This window comes from Fulvivirga sp. AWR4_260 (assembly GCF_056158185.1).
Genome location: NZ_JBSWSU010000015.1, coordinates 4092197 through 4112804, shown reverse-complemented (window position 1 = coordinate 4112804; position 20608 = coordinate 4092197). Strand labels below are relative to the sequence as shown.

Below are 20608 nucleotides of genomic sequence, written 5' to 3'. Positions count from 1 at the left end.
TATTTTTAAAGCAGTGTAAGAATAGATGAATTTGTTTACTATCATAGCTTCTTTGAAGGACTTCAGTTGTAGCTATTTTTTTGCAACCTTTGTTTTTGTGATGCTAAAACGATCTACCTCCGAATTATCTTTTGTCAATTGAGTAATGCCTGTTATGGTTTTTCCATTTATTTTAAAGTTTAAATAAGCCCACTCGTGTACCGCTTTTGCTACAATGTTTCCGTGTCTACAGTTATCTGGGGTGGGGGTGTATGGTGTAGGGTCAGATCCAACTCCTCTTAATTTGCCTCCACTTCCTACAGTAATGCTAATAAAACCTTTCGGATTCACATAAGCACTATCTTGTATAGTGGAGATACTTCCTTGGTCAGTCATTGGCTTTAATCTTTCATAGGTATGTGCGTGGCCATTAAGTACTAAATCCACATTGTATTTGGTGAAAATAGAATAGAGATTAATTACTCTTTTATAATCTTCTTTATAAGTACAAGATTTACCATTGTGGTGTAATAGGATAATCGTCCAAGTGTATTTTGATTTGTCTTTTTCTAGTTCATTTTGTAGCCATTCTACTTGTTTGTCGTATTCATAGAAGTCTCCATTTTTACTATCCAAGGCAATAAATCTGGTATTGCCAAAGTAAAGGCTATAATAGTGTTCGTTATTGGGAAGTTTCCATTCTTTTACAAAATTGAGCTCAGGTTCATGCCAGTCATGATTACCTAGTAGCGCATAGGTCGGTACATATGGAAATACATTTCCGAAATACTGAAATAAATTGCTGTCGTATAAGATACTTTCGCCTTTAGGGTAAACAATATCGCCTAATAAAAGTCCAAAGTCGATTGAGTCTATTTGTGGAGCTAATGCATTGGCCAAAACATCAGGTTTACCACCTTCGTCTACAGGTTCGCCAATATCTCCTACGGCAAAAAATGTAAAAGAGCTGTCTTTAGCCTGTATAGGAGCATTGAACCAGAGGGCTTCAGAGGTGAGTAATTGTTGATTGTCAGAGAAAATGCGGTAATCATATTGACTATTAGGGAGAAGCCTTTTTATTACTACTTCATTTTCATAAGCTCCAGTAATTGTAGTTTGTACGCGTCCTTGGGCTGTCTGCCATTCTTTAGCCTCTTTGGTTTTGTATTCTACATGGCAGCGGCTTGTGCTGTCGGTTCTCCATAAAATAGTGATGCTATCTGCTATGGCACACTGTAGGTAGGGCATTCTAATTAAATGAACGCTATTGCTGCTGTGCTGCTCGGGATGTGAACACGATAGGGAAAAAATTAGTAGAGATAGATTGAAAAATAGAAATATGTTGCGTTTCATAATGAATTGAGAGTGGGTGATAGTTGCACCCACTCTGGTATTATTAATTTTTGCTAATTATAATTGAACTGGCTTCATCGTTAAAATTGTTTAGACAACTTTGGCTAGTGCTAACATTAATGCTAGCTCCAGCGAATCCAGCGTCTTTGTAAAAGGTAGCCTTGTAGCCAGCTTCTAATCTAATAGAAGATATGTCGTCATTTTTAACACCTAGAGCTTCTAATTGTACTAAGTTATAGCTTCCTTCTTTAAGAGCTACAGCGTAACCTGCATATCCGCAATGCTCGTAGATAGTGGCAATGCCGCCTCTGTTGCTATCATATTTATTGTTAATGTAATGATGAGAGAATTTGCTGAATCCGTCAAAATATATATCAAAAAGATTGGCCGGATCATAAGCCATGTCTCCGCCATTTACTGGGCCATCATTGCCATCATTCCAAGCCCAAGGGGCATTAGCGCCTCCGCTACCTACATCACCTTTAAAAGATCCATTGACATCATAGAAAAGATCTGTATTGAATCTTTGATCCCAAAGTCCACCGGTTTCTAAAATGTTAACTAGTTTGTATTCTACGTGGCTGTCGTAATTGTCTGCGGGTATTTCGGCTATATCATTCATAGAAGGGTAGTAAATGATGCCGTCACCATTAATATCATGCTGAGGCCATGCTTTTAATGAGTGCCCTTTCGCCTCTTGGGCTGTTACAGGGTGTAAGTCTCCATTGAATTCAATGAGTTCTAAAGCGCCATCTATAGTTTCTCGGCCGTTAGTTAAATTGCTGTTAAATGTAGTAAATGAGAAGAAATCAGAATGACTAACAGAGACTCCAGCAAGAAGTTTTCCATAAGCTGTGCCGTCTTTTTCGACAGCCATTATCATTCCTTCCAAATCATTTTCATGTTGATCTAAGGTATAAAGAAAAATGTTGTCAGTCCAATCGCGTGGGTGAAAAAATGCGTATATAATAAACCAATGAGTGTTGGTTTCGGTAACGGAATAGTAACAATGGGCTGCCAAGTTGTTTTTTAGGTTAGGCAGGTTGTCCCAATTGTTTAAAGCGAGCCAGTCACCATCGTAGTCAATGGCTGTAATGTAATCAGAAGTACCACCTTCAGCATATTTTCCTGTAGCATCTACATCCATATAGTGAATGGGAGCCCATCTTTTAACTAAGCTGCTTTCAAAGTCATTTGCAGCTATTCTTGCTGTTGTGTTTTTATTAATTGACTTGGAGCTGTTGTGCTCTATCTCCTCAAAAGTGTTGTCATTACAAGCGGCAAGTGTTATTACTCCGCAGAATAAAAGTGTTCTACTTATTGAAGCGAATCGGTTAAGATTTTTCATTAGATTATGAAATAAATATTTAGGTTGATAATGGTTTAGACATAGTAAAACCATGGCAATGTGTAAGACATTGTCTTGGTCTTGTTCAGCTTAACTATTCGCTCAAGTGGCCACTTTAACTTAAATTTTAGCTTTTTAGTCCCTGTTAATACTAAGACAGTGAAAAGGAGTATTTTTCCCGTACTAACTTGTTATGTATTTGTTATTTAAATATTAATAGGAGGTAGAGTGTAGGCTTGTTTTTAGTTCTTTGCTAATGATTTTCGAGGCTTCAGATAAACGATTACTAACCGTTTTGGGTGAAATGTTGAGTATCTGTGCTATTTCCTCAGTTTTATATCCGCTTAGTTTGTTGAGAGAGAAGATATTCCGATGTTGTAGAGGTAGTTTTTTAATTATGATGCCAAGGTGTTGTTTAAGTTCTCTAAGGTTGATATCTATATCGGCATTATAGTATGATTCTAGGGAGTCATATTCGGGCTGACCTAATGAAAGAAAAGATAACTGTTTTGATTTGGTGTGATCAAAAACCCTATTTTTTGTGGATGAATATAGGTATTTTCTGAAATTAAGGATAGTGAGATTTTTTCTTTTGATCCATAGGTTCACAAACACATCAGATACTACCTCTTCAGCTTCTAATTCATTAAGGTTATATTTTGAGCAGTGTTTAATTAAAGACTCAAAATACCTGCTATAGAGCTTCTCAAATGCCTTTTTATCATCGTTGCTAACAAGTTTCCAAAGAATATGGTCTGAGGTGCTTTTTGACGAATTCATATATTAAATAATGAAAGGCGAAATTAATTTTGAGCATATTATTGATCAATATTTTATAGTTATCGCTTTGTTACATTATTGTTGGGCTCTTAACAAAAGCACAAAAAATAAGGACTAAGCAGTGACTTTATTGCAGTTTATAGTATTTATTTACATTACATCGATAATATGTATTTCTTATATATTTTTTATCTTAAACTGCATATAATCAATAGGGAAGACCTATGTGCTTCAATAATTACATTGTATTTTTGTAACAAATTAGTTGGCTAAACTTACTACTACAATACTGTTATACTTTTAAGATTATGGTAAAACAACTACGATTTTTAACTGCCTTAGTGGCTGGAGCGGCTTTAACCTGCTCTACTATTATAGCGGAAGCCCAGCCCGTGTTTGGTTGGGGTAAAACCACCGGGGGTACGGGTGTTACAATGTATCCAAAAGATGTGGCGGCAGATGCTGCAAGTAATTCATATGCAATCGGACATTTTACAGGAACGATATCGTCCAATGGCACTTCAGTTTCTTCAAATGGAGGATATGATATTTTTGTACAGAAATTTAGCGCTTCGGGACAGCTACAATGGATGAAATCATTTGGAAGTGCTTCTACAGAATATGGTCAATCTATAGCTGCTGATGGTCAAGGCAATGTTTATATTGCTGGTTTTTATGAAGGTACAGTTAACTTTGGGAATGGCATTATACTGAATACCGTTGATGGAGGTAGGAGTACTTATATCGTTAAATTTAATCCATCAGGGACTGCAGTTTGGGCGAAAGGAATTGGAGCTGATAGTGGATTAGAAATAGAACTAGATAATGTTGGTAATGTCTACGTAGCAGGTGAATTTAAAAATACTGTAGACTTTGATCCAAGTACTGGTGTAAGTGAACTTTTTAGTAATTATGGACTTCCCAGCGGATATATTTTAAAATTAAAAGATGATGGAGAATTTGTATGGGTTAAAGGTATATTGAATTTGAAATCAAATATACCTGAGAATAAAGCATCGGTTAATTCGTTGGTAATTGATGGATCACAGAATATTTATGCTATGGGGTTGTTTAATGGGGAGGTTGATGTAGATCCATCTGCTAGTCAAGTTGTCTATACAGATAAAGAACCAAGTGGAGCAAATAGTGATCTATTTGTTCTGAAACTGAATTCATCGGGAGACTATCAGTGGAGTAATGCCCTTCAAGGTGTAGGAACTACAGTTGTTGGTGGTATTGGAATTGATGATTCAAATAATGTTTATATTGACTTAGCATATAGAGGTACCTTAGATGTTGATCCCGGAGCAGGAGTAAATAATATAACGTCTCCAAATTCTAATAATAATAAAAAGGATATAGTCATTCAGAAATATAATAGTTCTGGGGCATTAGTTTGGTCAAAAACAATTTCGGGAGGTGATGATGAAAATGTAGGCGGAATGAAGGTGAAACCATCAGGAGATGTATATTTATCAGGTTATTTTCAAGGTAGTGTAGATTTTGATCCGGGAGCAGGAATTAAAAACTTTAGCGTCAAAGGATCATTAGTTGAAGCTGATGCATTTATGTTGAAATTAAATTCAGCAGGAGAGTATGATAATTTTTATCAGTTTGCTTCCGATGATGCTGTAGATACTGGTATCGGTGTAGCATTAAATGGAAGTGATTTTTTTGTGATAGGAACTTTTGCAGGTACTCCAATTCAGATGGATCCATTGACAGAAGGGGCATTTGGCTATAGAGTTGGGAATGTCGATTGTTTTTCCTTAAAAATTTCAGAGTGTGTTACTACTTCAATTACAGCAGGTACCGTTTCTACATATACATCTCAATGTGCTGTTGCAAAATCTGATTTAACAGCTCCGGTTGGGCAAACTAACTGTGGAGAGTCTGTTACAGCTTCAACAAATGCCACTTTCCCTATTACATCTAATCAAATAATTACTTGGGTTTACCAGGTAGGTGGTGTTACAGAAGAGCAAACACAGAGTATAGTTGTGAATGATACACAAAAGCCAGTTCCTGCAGAGTCTGAGTTAACTGAAGTGACAGACGACTGTTTAGTAGAAAGTATTATCGCTCCAACAGCTACAGATAACTGTGCGGGAGAAATTACGGGAACTACTACTACAACATTCCCTATTACGGCTAGTACTACCATTACCTGGTCTTATGATGATGGAAATGGAAATGTAGAAACTCAAACGCAAAGTGTAGTAATTGAAGACACCGAAAGTCCTGTGCCACAAGTGAGTGATTTACCGGGAGTAAGTGCTAAATGTGTGGTGAGCTCTATTGATGCACCTATGGCAGAAGATAATTGTGCAGGACTAATTGAAGGTACTACTAATACATCTTTTCCTATTAATGAAAGCACAACTGTTACCTGGACTTATGACGATGGAAATGGCAATGTAGTGACTCAAGATCAGGTGGTTAATATTGACGTTGAAACCGGTCCAACACCCGATGTAGCTAATTTGCCTGATTTAACTGGAAACTGTTCTGTAGCTCAGCCAGAAATACCTACTGCAGTAGATGAATGTGATGATTCTAGTGTTAATGGTGTGGCAGACGTGACTTTCCCGGTTGTAAAAAATGGAACCACTATAGTGACATGGACTTTTACCGGTCAAAATGGTAAAATTACTACTCAGGAGCAGAAGGTAACTGTTAATTCAATTAGTAATGAGGTAGTGCAAGATGCTAAAACTTTAACTGCAGTTGCCGATGCAGCTGGATTAAGTTATCAGTGGGTAGATTGTAATAAAGGCAGTGCGTATGTTGTAGGAGCGACTTCAAGGTCTTTTACTCCTTCAGAAGCAGGTAGCTATGCTGTGGTCATTACGGGTGAGTGTACTGTTACATCTAACTGCTATACTGTTGCTATTACAGGTATAGAAGATGATTTGAAATCTTTAGGAGTTGAGCTTTTCCCTAACCCTGTTAAAGATGTACTTACCATTTCCAATGAAGGGCACAAAGCATTAGTTATTTCATTGGTAAATAACAACGGGAAGGTGCTTAGGGAGATTGATACAAATAAAGAAGAAGTGAAAATTGACTTGTCTAACTACGCAGATGGTATTTATTTTATAAAGCTAAATGCAAATGGACAGAATTCTGTACAGAAGATTTTCAAAAATTAATAATATAAACTTTTAAAATTAAAAGCCGTATTATGAGAGTAATACGGCTTTTTTATGCAAAAATTTAAAATATTGATACGATTTAGCTTACGTTATTTTCTTTTAACAGTCTTACTCTTTATAGTAGAGGTTTTAATTGCATTATATATGCACGACAAAGTTATTCGGCCTTACGGAGGTGATTACCTAGTAGTGATGCTTGTTTATACTTTTGTAATGACATTTATTGATAAACCTGTTATTCCAGTTGCTTTTGGAGTATTACTATTTTCTTATTTAGTGGAGGTAGGTCAGTATTTGCAGATGGTCAGTAGATTAGGGTTAGCTGATAGTAAAGTCGCGAGAGTAGTTATGGGAGTGTCTTTCGAATGGGGTGATATGCTGGCTTATACTCTAGGGGTGATAACAATAGTGCTGGTAGAGAAGGGTATTGAGATTAAAAGAAGGAATAGTTTACAAGCGTAAAATTCTTTTGTAAAGAAACAAATAAAGTAAAAAAGGGCGCATATGCGCCCTTTTTTACTTTATTTGTTTTCTGTTTTTATAGCCCAGCCTATACTTCCTAGTAGTACAAGTAGAATAATTATACAGCTTATCATCATTACTTTATTGCCTATCGCATAAGCTTGAGGCATAAATTTGAATGTTATTTCATGCTTTCCTGCGGGTATTTCTAGTGCACGTAAAACATAATTCGCTCTAATTATTTCAGCCTCTTTGCCGTCAATAGTTGCATGCCATCCTTTAGGGTAATAAATTTCAGAGAAGACTGCTAGGCCTGCATTATCATTGTTCGATTGATAATGCAACTCATTGGGCTGGTATGATTTAAGTGTAATAGAGCCCATGGTGTTGGGTGATTCCTGGGCTTTAATTTGAAATTGATTTTCGTTGATTATTGCAGTTTTGCTTAAATCCGTGCTGCATGTTAAGTCTAATTCTTCGTCAGCTGTTTTTACTGATTTAATATTGTTAACGAACCAAGCATTGCCCAAGGCTCCTTTGTTTTGTAATACAGCATTGCTGCTCTCACCTAAAAGTAAATACTTCGTGTTGAGCATGTTCAATACATTATAATTGCTTATGTCTCTTCCTCCATTTTGCAAGTCTTGAATTAATGTAGATGTTTCTTTTTGAATACAATTGTTGAACAACTCTTCATACCTTCTGATTCTAGCTCCACTATAACCTCCTAATGATTGGTGAAAGTAACTTGTTCGAGCATCCATGAAAGTCCCTTGCGGATTAAATACTCTGTAAATAGATTTATCTTTCAATATGCGCTTATCTGCATCTGTTTCTTTAAAGAAAGTTTGATCTCTGGATCTTCGGTAGTTGTCTTTTGTAAAATACCTCGTATCTACATTCCATATGTCAATGAGAATAATCAAACCAAGAGCGATGGAAAGCACTGTGGCCGATAATTTATTTTTTAGGTGAGCATAGATAACCCCAAACCCGATTAGTATGAAAATTAAAGAGCGCCATGCGTCAGCTCTGAACAAACTTTTTCTATCAGCTCTAAGTGCACTTAAAAACCATTGAGGTAATTGTGTTTCAGCATCTTTAGAAAACGAAGCCATACCCGCTAGTACAATAGCAACCAAACAAAAACCACCAGTTGCGGCTAATGATATTAATAATTTTTTCTGAGCTTCTTTAGATATTCCTTTTTCGATTAAGCTTTCAAGTCCTATAAAGCCCAAAAGGGGCATGGCTATTAAAGGTAAAATCATTGTAAAGGTTACAGATCTGAACTTGTTATAGCCTGGTAAGTAATCAAATAGCAAATAATTAAAGGCTTTAAAACTATCACCCCAACTCAGGGCTATGCCAAGGAGGGCGGATAAGACCAGCCAAATGATAAATTTCTTGTCTGCAAAGGCTATTCCTAGGGCAAATAAGAAACAAATTACAGCTCCAGCATAGTATGGTGAAGTAAAAGGTTGATTTCCCCAGTATGCAGAGGTGTATCGAGCTAATTGATTCGCCATTTGTGGATTACCGCTTTGCTGAAGAGCTTTTAGTACTTTGCTGTCCTCATCTTGCACCAATAAGTGTCCACTGCTTCCGCCATAATAATTTGGAATAATTAAAACCAATGGCTCAAGAATACCATTACTATATTTAAATGCATAATCTTTTGCTAGTCCATCTGCATTGTCATTCTCAGTTAGCTCATTTGTTAATTCAGATTTTCCCCGTTGAGAATATTTTCCAAATTCATATAGTCCCCATAACCTCCCAAATGAGGTGCCTAGCGCCAAGATAGCCGCAAGCATAAGTATGCCTGCATATGTGCCAAATTCCTTAAGCTGTTTTCTTTTAACAAAATCTACTAACTGAACAATGCCATAAATTCCAATCATTAACACTAAATAGTAGGTGATTTGAACATGGTTTTCTCTTAACTCTAATGCTACAGCTAATGCAGTAAGCGCAAAGCCAATGAGTTTTTTGTTTCTAAATACTAAATGTATACCAGCAAGAATTAAAGGCATAAATGCAATGGCGCCTATTCGTGCATTATGCCCTGCACCTAGCCCTATTATCATATAAGATGAAAGGCCAAAAGCGAGCGCTCCACCAATGGCTAAATATGGCCTTACTTTAAAGGCTAAGAGTAGTATATAGAAGCAAATAAATGATGCGAATATATTTCTGGTAGGGTTAGATATGCCCAGTGACATGATTTGTTTTAATACCACAAGAATCTGATCGTGCCATACAACGGTAACTACATAAGCGGGCATTCCTCCAAACATGGAGTTGGTCCATAAAGCCTCTTCTCCAGTGTTATCTCTATAGTCTATCAGTTCTTTAGCACCTCCCATCCATTGATTGATGTCTTCTTGGTTAATGCTTTTATTATCAAGGTAAATAGGTTTGAAGAATAAAACCATTACTATAAAGAAAACAAAAATAGCAATGAGGTGAGGTAATATTGCCCTTTTGAAATTGATGTTCATTGTGGTTACTTTTTTATTTAAGCTATACAAAATTGTATTATAAAATCCATTTAAAAAATTCTAACCGTTGTCGATATTAAATTTTATTGAAGTAGGTAGGGACATTTAGTGAGGTTATTGTTCTATTAATAGTTAATTTGGCAATCAGTTTTAACATTAGATATCTATTTAAAACTTAATCGTTAAGGTTAAATCATTACTATAGCATGACAGCAGAATATAAATTTCGAGGGCAATTTTTATTAACACCTGATAAATTAACCGCCTTTGGAGGAGTCGAAACTATATCTATTAAAGGGTATAATCTGTATACTCATGAAGATTTGTCTGTGGCTATTAATGATAATGAACGGAGTACTATAGTTATACTGGGAGATCTGTATGATTATAAAACGCCTAGGCATACTAATCAAGATATAGTAGATGAAATTGCGCGTTCTGGTGAAAACTTATTGAAAACCATTGATTTATTAGGGAGGTATTGTGGCATATTTACCGTTCTATACCATGATAAGATATCCGGTGATTTCTCGATTTTCGGTGATGCCGCTTGTATTCAAGAGGTATTTATCTTTGATAAAGGCAATAGTGTGGCCATCGGCTCGCAGCCAACATTGCTAAAAGAATATTATAACCTGCAAAAGGATGAGTCTCCTGAGGCATTGGCTTTTTATAGTAGTTCAGAGTTTCTGAAGAAAAAAGCGTATGTAGGAGATCTTACAGAATACCTTAATGTAAAAAGATTAAAACCTAATCATTATTTAGATTTAGATACAAGGGAAATCCACAGGTTTTATCCCGTAAAAAAACTTTCTATGCGGCCTTTGAAGCAAGTAGCCAAGGCTGCTGGAGACATGCTTAAAGGATATTTGGAGGCAATGAGTTTAAGGAAAAAGCTTTTACTGCCAGTTAGTGCTGGGTGGGAGAGTAGAGTGCTTTTGGCTGCCAGTAAGAATTTTACTGAGCGTTGTCATTATTATGTGTTTAAAGATGTTGGGCATACTGATCAACATCCAGATGTGCAGGTGCCAAGTAAATTAATGCCTCAGTTGGGATTGGAAATAGATGTTATTGATCGAAATCGTGTTTTTGATGAGTCGAAGTCCGAATTAATTAATGCTTCTTTATCCTTCCCTCGAAAGGAGACTTTGAGTTATATCTTTGGCAACTGGTCAAAATTTGCCGATCATACAGCTATAATTGGAAATGTAAGTGAAGTGGCAAGAATGGAGTTTGATGATATAGCTAACATTGATGAATATAAAGTAGCTGTTTTGCAAAGGTACCCAACGCAGCCTTATGCCATCAATTATTATAAGAAGTGGATTGAGGAAAATGCAGAGTTATTTAAGCGTCAAGAGCATAGAATTTTAGATATGCTTTACTGGGAAGAAAACTGCTGTAATTGGGTGGGTAAAGCTGCCACTGAGTCTAAGCTTGTAATATCTTACCAGTTGCCATTTAACTCCCGAGATTTGCTCATTACTATGATGGGGGTGAATAAAAAATACCGCAAAAAGCAGTATTGCATCTTATACAAAGAAATAGTAGACTATCTATATCCAGAGTGTTTGAAAGTAGCGGTAAACCCAGGAATAAAAAAGTCTCTGATCTATTATGCTCAAAGAATTGGTTTTTACAGTGCTTATCGTAATTTATTGATGGGGTATACTGTGAAAAAAGCTAAATCTAAAATGGCAAAGATTGAGCCTACCCACCAATAGTAGTCATAGATTCATGAATGCTACTGTCACGGTCGGCTTCAGCTGCAAATCCATCCTTATGTCTCGAATTAATGGATTGTTGTAGCAGTGAGATGATGTCACTTTCTGAAGCGTTATTTCTTAGCGGTTCTTTGAAATCATAGGAATTCCCTGAGTAGAGGCATGTTTTTAATTCCCCTTTAGCAGTTACTCGAAGTCGGTTGCAACTTCCACAGAAAGTTCGACTGTAGGCTGCTATAATACCAAGGTTTCCTTTTAATTCTGAGGAGGAGTATAATGAGGCAGTAGCGTTAGGTGCAGTTTCAATGGCAGATAAGTTCGGGTATCTTTCTTTAAGCGTTTCTAAAATCTTAATGTGGTTAAAGGCTATTTTTGAATTGTTTTGCCCACTTCCATTAAAGGGCATTTCTTCTATGAAACGAACATTTACCGGATATTTTTCCGCTAGTTCAGCCATAGGTATAATATCTTCATCATTCTGCCCTGCCATCACTACCATATTCAGCTTTGTTTTGATGTTATGCTCTACAAGCCCTTGAAAAGTTTTCCAGACATTAGCAAATTCATCTCTTCTTGTAATTTGAAAAAACTTTTCAGGATCAATGGTGTCTAGGCTTAAGTTTACTGAAGAAATGCCAATTTCTTTGAGCTCCGCAATGTACTGGTGGGTTAAAACTCCATTAGTGGTGATATTTAACTCTTTAAGGCCAGGTGTTTTGCTTAGCTCACGCATGAGGTGAATCATGTCTTTTCGTACAAATGGCTCGCCTCCGGTAATTCTGATTTTTGATATGCCCGCTTTGCAAAATACTCTGGCAAGGCGAAGCATTTCTTCGTATGATAATATATCTTTTCTTGGCAAGAAGTTGATGCCCTCGGCAGGCATGCAGTAGAAGCATCTTAGATTGCAGCGGTCGGTTACCGCTAATCGTAAATATTCTATTGGGCGTCCAAAATTATCAACGAGTTGTTTTTCTGGCATATTCAAAGCTAAGTGTTCTATTTGTCTATATTAACATCCTTTGAGGTCTTTTTCTTAAAACCATACAAAATTTGTTGTTTAAACGTTGGAGGGACTTCGGAGTCTCCATAAAATCCCAATTTGTTGTCCCTTCCGTTATTAGGTATATAATTAGTACGGAAAATGTAGTCCCAGAGGCTTAAAGAAATACCAAAATTAACTCCATTTTTATGAGATTCAGGTAATGCCTTGGTGTGATGCCATATGTGCATTTGAGGAGTGTTGAAGATATACCGCAAGGGGCCTATATTAATTTTAAAGTTAGCGTGGTTCCAATGGCCAATGGCAAGTGCAATCATATGAACAAAGAAAAAATCATCTATGCCAAAACCAATCATAGCTAAAGGGATGTATTCTGTCGTGCGGTAAATAACCGTTTCCATCCAGTGAAAACGTAAGTGAGCAGCAAACCCCATTTCCTTCACGGAGTGGTGAATTTTGTGGAATTCCCAAAGGGTAGAATTGTAATGCAACCACCGGTGCACCCACCAGTGTATAAAATCTCTTACGATAAATAATGTTAGTAATTGAGCCCATTTTGGCCAATGATTTATTTCAATGGCTACAATGTTTTTCAGGTGGAAAAGGTGCAGTAGGTCATTGAAAATATTGACGAATACATCAGAGAGAGCATTGTATATGACCAATGAAAAAAAGAAGAAATTGAAAAACATGTAGAATACATCAAGCCAGAAATCTCTTCTAAACTTGGGTTGATTTTTTCGCCAGGGTTTAATCCATTCAAGGCCAAAAAACATCAGTGATACTAATATTAAAAGCCAGAAATAATTTTCCCACCAAGGCTTATAGTCATAGTTGAATATAATTTCATTTTTAAGATAATTAAAGTATCCTGCGTAAGCTTTGGCTATTACCTCTATATAATTTCTTTCCACTAGTCTGTAAATTTGGGCAATAATATTATGAACTCAATATTATTAAAATTAGTTTAGTCCCGATATGGAGTTGAATATATTGCTTTTTGGTATTACTAAAGATATTGTTGGTTCTGACTCAATGACGGTGGAGGTTGAGGGAGAAACGGTGGGAGAACTAAAGGTGTTTTTAGAAAAAGAATACCCCGAATTTAAAAAGCTTAAATCTTTAATGATTGCTGTTAATAACGAATACGCTACAAATGAAGCACTTCAAATAAACAGTAAAGACGAAATAGCGTTAATACCACCTGTTAGTGGAGGTTAAATAAATGATTAAAATTACAGAACACCCTTTAGATCCTGACAATGTTGTCGGCACTGTATATGATGATGAGGCAGGAGCAGTAAATACATTTATTGGTACTGTGCGAGGTACAACCAAGAACAAGAAAGTGGTAAAGCTTGAGTTTGAGGCTTACATCAATATGGCTATTCAGGAGATTGAAAAAATAATCGATCATATGAAAGATAAATGGCCTATTCACCACGTAGCCATACACCACAGAATAGGTACTTTAACTGTAGGTGAAATAGCCGTGGTTATAGCAGTTTCATCTTCGCACAGAAAAGAAAGCTTCGAAGCCTGTCAGTATGCTATTGATACCCTAAAGCAAACTGTGCCCATTTGGAAAAAAGAAGTTTTTGAAGATGGTGAAGAGTGGGTTAGCGCTCATCCATAGTGTTCACATTCTTAAGTTTGATTAACTGGCTTTCACTGGCTTGGATCAGCTTAGAAGGATTTTCTCTTATGAATTTTTGAAGGCTTAGCCTTTCCTGTTTATAATATTGCTGTAGAGCCTTGTAGCTAGCAGGCTCCCAAATGCTGCAAAGTGGCTCTACCCAATCATGAGCATAACAGGTAACCATTTTGGAAATGTCTCTTTGTGCAATAAGCTGATTGAGGAGTTCGCGGTCTAGTAACGGCATGTCACACGCAATAACTAATAGCGGGTGATCTATTAAATTTTCAAGACCGCTTAAAATCCCTGTTATTGGGCCTTTGCATTCGTTATCGATAATAAGCGGGTGATGAATGTCTTTTGCTTGCTCATTGTTACATGACAGGTAAACGTTCTTGCATATTGGATTTAAAAGCTTAATTAAATAATCACGCTGTGTTTCATGGTGATATTTTATCAAGCTCTTGTCATGCCCCATTCTCTTGCTTTGTCCGCCAATAAGTATGAGCCCAATTAATTCCATTATTGCCTTTTAAAGTCAGATTTCCCACCTGTTTTGCTCATTAATTTGGTTTCCGTAATCTTAATGTCGTGAGATAATGCTTTGCACATATCATACACTGTAAGTGCAGCAACGGAGGCGCCCGTCATAGCTTCCATTTCTACACCAGTTTTAGATGTGGTAATGCATGTGCTGGTGATTACTATCTTATTATTGATTACTTCAATAGTGATTTTACAATCATCGAGGGCGATTGGATGGCAAAAAGGTATTAGCTCTGCCGTTTTTTTAGCCCCCATAACTCCAGCAATAATTGCAGTGTGAAATACAGGCCCTTTCTTGGTTTGTATGTCGTTGTTTTTGAGCTGAGCTAAAATAGTATCATTAACAAGTACAATAGTTTCTGCTACCGCAACACGTTTAGTGATTTTTTTGTTAGAGATATCTACCATTTGAGGATTGCCGTCCTCTGATATGTGTGTAAATTTATCGCTTTCCATATAAAACAAAAGTAAGTAAATGATTTCTGTAGATAAAGCATTAGACGAGGTGTTGAATAATTTGCATCGTCCAAAAACAGAAAAAGTGCATGTAGATGATTCAAATAAAAGGATTTTAGCTGAAGATATCTATGCAGATCAGGATTTTCCTCCTTTTAATAGGGTGATGATGGATGGCGTGGCGGTTAACTTGGAGGTTTTTCACCAAGGAAAAAAGTCTTTTGCTATTGAAGGCATGCAAACTGCTGGCGCACCTCAGATGACGCTATCGGATAAGCAAAACTGTATAGAAGTAATGACCGGTGCTATGCTGCCACTAAATGCTGATGCTGTAGTGAGGTACGAAGATGTAACAGTAGAAAATAATATAGCCACCATTCAGTTAGAACATATTGAGGCTTTGCAAAATGTTCACTTGAAAGGTACTGATAGAGTAGCTGGCGATTTACTTATAAAAAAGAATACAAAGATATCTCCTGCTGAAGTGGCGGTATTGGCTACAGTAGGCAAGGCTGAAGTTGAAGTTTATCAGCAGTTGAAAGTAGCTATTGTGAGTACCGGTGATGAATTGGTAAGTGTTGATACAACACCCAACCCTTATCAAATAAGGCAGTCAAATGCGCATGCACTAAAGGCTGCACTTTATAATTATGGATTAAAGGCGGATAATTTTCATATACATGATGAGGCTGAGGTGCTTACCAATGAATTGAAGGGTATTTTGTCTCAATATGACGTGGTGCTTATGAGTGGAGGAGTTTCTCGTGGTAAAAAGGACTATGTGCCTCAAGCCCTTGAAGATTTAGGAGTGGAAAAGAAATTTCATAAAGTAAAACAAAAGCCAGGTAAGCCATTTTGGTTTGGGAGTAATGCAGAGGCCACTGTTTTTGCTCTTCCGGGAAACCCAGTTTCAACCTTTTTGTGTTTTTATAAATATGTAGTTCCGTGGATTCACGCATGTTATGGGCTTAATTATGAATTGCCTTCAGCTGCTATATCGCAAGATTTTGACTTTAAACCAGGCTTAACTAATTATTTGCAGGTTAAAATAAGTAGAACAGTTGATGGTAAGGTCATTGCTACTCCAGTGGCGGGTAGAGGCTCAGGGGATTTGGCAAATTTGCTTGATGCAGATGCTTTCTTAGAGCTTCCGGAAGGGCAAAGTCACTATAAAGAAGGTGATATTTTGAAAAGAATTGATTTTAGATAGTTAAAAGCTGAGTTCAATTTTCAATATGAGCCACGAAATACTTAGCTTTGCAGTTGCATAATTTCAGAATACTATGTTCGATAATTTAAGTATAAAGTTAGATAAGGCACTTCAGAACCTCAAGGGGCAGGGTAATATTACAGAGGTAAACGTAGCTACTACGGTAAAGGAGATCAGAAGAGCGCTTATTGATGCTGACGTTAACTATAAAGTTGCTAAAGAAGTAACAGATGATATAAGGCAAAAAGCCTTAGGTATGGATGTACTTACATCTGTTTCTCCAGGGCAGTTACTTACAAAAGTTACTAACGATGAGCTAACCACCTTAATGGGCGGTAGCCATAAAGATATTGCTATAGATGGTAATCCTGCTATAATCCTTATTGCAGGTTTGCAAGGTTCTGGTAAAACTACTTTTACAGGTAAATTGGCTAATTACTTAAAAGGCCAAGGAAGACAAGTTTTACTTTCAGCATGTGATATTTATCGTCCTGCTGCCATCGACCAGCTTAAAGTGTTGGGAGAGCAAATTGGTGTAGATGTATACGCTGAGCCTGAAAATAAAAATGCAGTAGAGATAGCTAATAATGCCATTAAACATGCAAAGGATAATGGTAAGAAAATAGTTATTGTCGATACTGCCGGCCGTTTGGCTGTAGATGAGGAGATGATGAACGAGATAGCGGCTCTTAAAGATGCGCTTAAGCCTTCAGAAACACTCTTTGTTGTAGATTCAATGACTGGTCAGGATGCTGTAAATACAGCAAAGGCCTTCAATGATAGATTAGATTTTGATGGTGTAGTACTTACCAAATTAGATGGTGATACCCGTGGTGGTGCTGCTATTTCTATTAGAAGAGTAGTTGAAAAGCCTATCAAATTCATCAGTACTGGTGAAAAGATGGATGCCATTGATAAATTCCACCCCGATAGGATGGCCAACAGAATCCTTGGTATGGGGGATGTTGTTTCATTGGTGGAGAAAGCTCAGCAGACTTTTGATGAAGAGGAAGCTAAGCGATTAAATAAGAAGATCAGAAAAAATCAGTTTGATTTTAACGATTTCTTATCTCAGCTAGAGCAAATCAAGAAAATGGGTAACATTAAAGATTTGCTTGGTATGATACCAGGAATGGGTAAAGCTATAAAAGATATTGATGTAGATGATGATTCATTTAAGCCAATAGAAGCTATTATTCGCTCTATGACTATTGATGAGAGAGAAAATCCTGAGCTTATTAATGGAAGTAGAAGAAAAAGAATTGCAACAGGTAGTGGTACTTCTGTTCAGGAGGTGAACAACTTGCTTAAGCAATTTAATGATATGAAAAAGCTTATGAAGACAATGAATAAGCTTGGTGGAGGAAAAAGAGGTTTAGCCGCTCTAAATCCATTCAAATAAAATAACTTCATTTGAAGTATGATCCCATGGTATTTTATATCATGGGATTTTTTTTGTCTATGGGTTTTTACGTTGTATAGGTGTATGATAATAACCGTCCATATCAGATCACTTCATTAGTAAAATATATACTGTTAGTTTTAAACTTTGATTTACTTAAATAGCCTATGAAAAAAATATACATAATCACGGTCATGCTGATGTTGGCGGTAGCTTATAATACACAGGCACAAGATACAGTTTATTATCATGTGTCTTTTCCCAATATAGCTCACCACGAAGCAAAAGTAGAGGTGCAGTATTCTGATTTAGTTAAGGATGAGCCTTTGCAGTTAAGGATGAGCCTTTCTTCGCCAGGGAGGTATGCTTTGCATCAATTTGGTAAAAATGTTTATCATGTTAAAGCTGGTAATAATAAAGACTCCTTATTAAGTGTAGAAAGAGTAGAGCCAGAAATGTGGGAAGTTAAAGGGCACGGAGGTAAGGCTAAAGTGGAGTATACCATATTTGCTAACTATGGTGATGGTACTTATGCTGGTATTGATCGTTCTTATGTACATTTTAATATGCCAGCTGTTTTTATGTGGGCTAGAGGCATGGAGAAACATCCTATTAAGTTAACCATAGATTTGCCAGATTCAGACTGGCAGGTAGCTACTCAGTTGGTGAAAGCAGGTAAGGGCTATGCTGCACGTGACTTTCAATATTTTATGGATAGCCCTGTAATAATGGGGAAGTTGTCAGTAAATAGTTTTGTGGTAGAAGAAAAAGGTGGTCGTAAGAAGGGTGTATCCGTAGCTTTAAGTCCGAAAGTAGATTCTGCTCTGGCTGTTGATTACACTGCTTTGGTGGAAAAAGTAGTGAAGGAAGAACAGCAGGTTTATGGAATGTTGCCAGATTACGATTACGGTAAATATGTCTTCTTATGTAGTTATGCGCCTTGGTTTCATGGAGATGGTATGGAGCATAGAAATTCAACTATGATTACTTCATCGAGCTTTCTGGAGGGAAATCAAGAGCAGCTTATTAGAACTGTAGCTCATGAGTTTTTTCATTGTTGGAATGTTGAAAGAATAAGACCAAAAGCATTAGAGCCATTCAATTTCGAAACTACCAATATGAGTGGAGAACTTTGGTTTGCTGAAGGTTTTACTTCTTACTACACGGAGTTGTCGTTGGTGAGAGCAGGGGTGTATGATGTTAATTCTTTTGGAGAGCGAATAGGGCGTTTATTAAATTACGTAATCAATTCAGGAGGAACAGGTATTTCCTCTCCAGTAGAAATGAGCAAGCAGGCTGCTTTTGTAGATGCCGCAACAGCTGTAGATGAGCCTAATTTTGTTAACACTTTCACATCATATTATCCTTATGGTGCGGTTATAGGGTTGGCTTTGGACATGGAGCTGAGAGCAAAATTCAAGGATATTTCACTTGATGATTTAATGCGAGAAATGTGGAAGAAGCATGGACAGACGGAGGTGCCTTATACCAATGCAGATATTCAGAAGGCGCTGAGCACAATTACTAATGATGAGGTATTTGCTAGTAATTTTTTCAAAAAATACATTTACGGGACTACATTGCCTGATTATGCTACATTATTAAACGAATTAGGTTATAATTTGGAACATGTGAAACCTCAGCATGCATCAATTGGGCGTGTTAATTTAGGTTTTTCTGAAGAAGGGATTAAGGTTAAATCTATTCCATCTCGTAAAACCCCAATATATCAAGCAGGTATAGACGAATCTGATGTGATTATTACTGTAGCAGGAGATAAAATTACCACTGAAGAGGGTTTAAATAAATTGCTAGAAAGCCACAAGCCTGGAGATAGTATTGAAGTGACTTATACACATTTTGGTGAGGAGTACTCAACTAATGTGGTGTTGCAAGAAGATAGCGCATTGACCGTAAAACCTCTTGGAGACGTTTCAAGAAAGGTAGAAAAGAAGAGAAGTCAATGGATTGATAGTAAGGTGAAATAAGAGCTTCTACATCATTGGTAGAAGCCCTAAGTTATACTAACTGGCCAGCCTCGAAAGAGAGTCTGGCCTTTTTCGTTTTAAATATTGTATTGAAATGATGATGAGTAATGGAAATAGAAAGTGAGGTATGCGATAGGCGAACTCAAACCACCATCTACTAAATGTTTCAAAGAAGAATGAGTATTGAATGTTAGCTACCAACCTTGCTAGTGAAGTGGCAAAGCCCCAAATAAGCATATAATATGCTGAAGGGATTGATAGCGTAGGGATGAATAATGTTACGGCTACGATGAAATCAAAAACTCCGGCAAAAAATAGAAATGTATGTGCACTGCTTTCAGAGATGCCTAAACTGTTAATTGTCATATCTACGAAATGACCCGGCCTGGGGTAGTAGCCTATTGCATATAAACCGTGGCAAACAAAAGTTAAGGCTATGGTCAATTTTAAAAAAGTAATGACTTTTGGGTTGTTGGTGTTAAAGCGAAATAATAAGAAATATAAAATAGTAGGAGCCGTAAATTGAGCGGAATATTCGAAGAACTGCCCAAAGTGAAAGAATTTTTCTTTTGTATAAAGAAAAGAAAGGAAGCATAGGAGGCCTGTCCCTAATAGCAGTAAATTACCTAAGCTCTTACGGTTTTCATTGATGCAAATGGCTGCAATGCCACAGGTAATGTATAGAATACCGAAGGTCAACGTTAAGTACCTTATCGATGTATCAACTACAGGTGAGGTTGCATAATCATTCCATTCTACACTAAAAATAGTTTCAACAATGCTTTTTAACCAGCCTTCATCCCAAAGTAAGGTCCTGTATGGCGCATCATAAAAAAGATGCTGATATGCTCTAGCGAAAAATACTGCAGCACAGCATATTTTTAAAACATATATCAACCTCTTCCTTGATTCAAAATCTGCTATTTTATTCAGTATCATAGTTTTTAGATTTAGGATATTGAAATATAGTCACTCAAAATAATCTAGGTGTTAAGGAGGTGTTAACCTTATGTAGCGGATTTTAAGCAGAGCGTAAATGTCTGTTGACGGTGTTTAGTAATT

Annotated in this window: 17 protein-coding genes; 8 read left to right on the top strand and 9 right to left on the bottom strand. The window is 36.8% G+C overall.

Annotation, left to right across the window (positions count from 1 at the left end; genetic code table 11):
* Positions 1–72: 72 nt before the first annotated feature.
* From ACXACQ_RS23200 to ACXACQ_RS23190, 3 genes are all read right to left on the bottom strand, one after another.
* Positions 73–1227 carry a metallophosphoesterase gene (locus tag ACXACQ_RS23200; protein WP_474978394.1) on the bottom strand — a complete coding sequence of 385 codons (1155 nt, stop codon included), beginning with the start codon at positions 1225–1227 and terminating at the stop codon, positions 73–75.
* 148 nt (positions 1228–1375) lie between these two features.
* Positions 1376–2680: a hypothetical protein gene (locus tag ACXACQ_RS23195; RefSeq protein ID WP_474978393.1), complete on the bottom strand. Its 1305-nt coding sequence runs from the start codon at positions 2678–2680 to the stop codon at positions 1376–1378.
* Between the two features lie 213 nt (positions 2681–2893).
* A complete protein-coding gene (locus ACXACQ_RS23190; protein WP_474978392.1) occupies positions 2894–3460 on the bottom strand; it encodes an RNA polymerase sigma factor in 567 nt (188 codons plus the stop codon).
* A 308-nt stretch (positions 3461–3768) separates the two neighbouring features.
* Between ACXACQ_RS23190 and ACXACQ_RS23185 the strand changes: the two genes are divergently transcribed.
* Positions 3769–6612 (top strand): T9SS type A sorting domain-containing protein, encoded by a 2844-nt coding sequence (locus ACXACQ_RS23185; protein WP_474978391.1) that lies wholly within the window; start codon positions 3769–3771, stop codon positions 6610–6612.
* Between the two features lie 147 nt (positions 6613–6759).
* Positions 6760–7077 (top strand): ribosomal maturation YjgA family protein, encoded by a 318-nt coding sequence (locus ACXACQ_RS23180; protein ID WP_474978390.1) that lies wholly within the window; start codon positions 6760–6762, stop codon positions 7075–7077.
* A gap of 59 nt (positions 7078–7136) precedes the next feature.
* Here ACXACQ_RS23180 and ACXACQ_RS23175 read toward each other — a convergent pair whose 3' ends face one another.
* Positions 7137–9581, bottom strand: coding sequence for a YfhO family protein (locus ACXACQ_RS23175; RefSeq protein WP_474978389.1), 2445 nt, complete (start codon positions 9579–9581; stop codon positions 7137–7139).
* Between the two features lie 206 nt (positions 9582–9787).
* On the opposite strand from ACXACQ_RS23175, the gene ACXACQ_RS23170 reads away from it, so the two are divergent.
* A complete protein-coding gene (locus tag ACXACQ_RS23170; protein WP_474978388.1) occupies positions 9788–11305 on the top strand; it encodes a hypothetical protein in 1518 nt (505 codons plus the stop codon).
* On the opposite strand, the gene moaA is transcribed toward ACXACQ_RS23170, so the two are convergent.
* Both moaA and ACXACQ_RS23160 read right to left on the bottom strand, forming a co-directional pair.
* Positions 11292–12287, bottom strand: coding sequence for a GTP 3',8-cyclase MoaA (gene moaA, locus ACXACQ_RS23165; RefSeq protein ID WP_474978387.1), 996 nt, complete (start codon positions 12285–12287; stop codon positions 11292–11294). The two genes, ACXACQ_RS23170 and moaA, sit on opposite strands and share 14 nt — an antisense overlap.
* A 17-nt stretch (positions 12288–12304) precedes the next feature.
* Positions 12305–13222 carry a sterol desaturase family protein gene (locus tag ACXACQ_RS23160; protein WP_474978386.1) on the bottom strand — a complete coding sequence of 306 codons (918 nt, stop codon included), beginning with the start codon at positions 13220–13222 and terminating at the stop codon, positions 12305–12307.
* Positions 13223–13286: 64 nt separating this feature from the next.
* Here ACXACQ_RS23160 and moaD point away from each other — a divergent pair, with 64 nt between their 5' ends.
* Both moaD and ACXACQ_RS23150 read left to right on the top strand, forming a co-directional pair.
* Complete coding sequence (gene moaD / locus ACXACQ_RS23155; RefSeq protein WP_474978385.1) at positions 13287–13529, top strand: molybdopterin converting factor subunit 1; 243 nt, start codon at positions 13287–13289, stop codon at positions 13527–13529.
* Positions 13530–13533: 4 nt separating this feature from the next.
* The gene (locus ACXACQ_RS23150; protein ID WP_474978384.1) at positions 13534–13944 is read left to right on the top strand and encodes a molybdenum cofactor biosynthesis protein MoaE; all 411 of its coding nucleotides are present in this window, start codon (positions 13534–13536) and stop codon (positions 13942–13944) included.
* On the opposite strand, the gene mobA is transcribed toward ACXACQ_RS23150, so the two are convergent.
* Together mobA and moaC are read right to left on the bottom strand one after the other, a co-directional pair.
* Positions 13928–14467: a molybdenum cofactor guanylyltransferase gene (mobA, locus tag ACXACQ_RS23145; protein ID WP_474978383.1), complete on the bottom strand. Its 540-nt coding sequence runs from the start codon at positions 14465–14467 to the stop codon at positions 13928–13930. The two genes, ACXACQ_RS23150 and mobA, sit on opposite strands and share 17 nt — an antisense overlap.
* The gene (moaC, locus tag ACXACQ_RS23140) at positions 14467–14946 is read right to left on the bottom strand and encodes a cyclic pyranopterin monophosphate synthase MoaC (RefSeq protein ID WP_474978382.1); all 480 of its coding nucleotides are present in this window, start codon (positions 14944–14946) and stop codon (positions 14467–14469) included. The genes mobA and moaC overlap by 1 nt, the downstream gene beginning before the upstream one ends.
* Positions 14947–14965: 19 nt before the next feature.
* On the opposite strand from moaC, the gene ACXACQ_RS23135 reads away from it, so the two are divergent.
* The 3 genes from ACXACQ_RS23135 (at position 14966) to ACXACQ_RS23125 (ending at position 19546) form a co-directional block, all read left to right on the top strand.
* Positions 14966–16156, top strand: a complete 1191-nt coding sequence (locus tag ACXACQ_RS23135) for a molybdopterin molybdotransferase MoeA (RefSeq protein WP_474978381.1) — start codon at positions 14966–14968, stop codon at positions 16154–16156.
* A 73-nt stretch (positions 16157–16229) separates the two neighbouring features.
* The gene (gene ffh, locus ACXACQ_RS23130) at positions 16230–17558 is read left to right on the top strand and encodes a signal recognition particle protein (protein WP_474978380.1); all 1329 of its coding nucleotides are present in this window, start codon (positions 16230–16232) and stop codon (positions 17556–17558) included.
* A gap of 167 nt (positions 17559–17725) precedes the next feature.
* A complete protein-coding gene (locus ACXACQ_RS23125) occupies positions 17726–19546 on the top strand; it encodes a M61 family metallopeptidase (RefSeq protein ID WP_474978379.1) in 1821 nt (606 codons plus the stop codon).
* Between the two features lie 36 nt (positions 19547–19582).
* Here the strand turns inward: ACXACQ_RS23125 and ACXACQ_RS23120 are convergent, their stop codons facing one another.
* A complete protein-coding gene (locus tag ACXACQ_RS23120) occupies positions 19583–20485 on the bottom strand; it encodes a hypothetical protein (RefSeq protein WP_474978378.1) in 903 nt (300 codons plus the stop codon).
* Positions 20486–20608 lie beyond the last annotated feature (123 nt).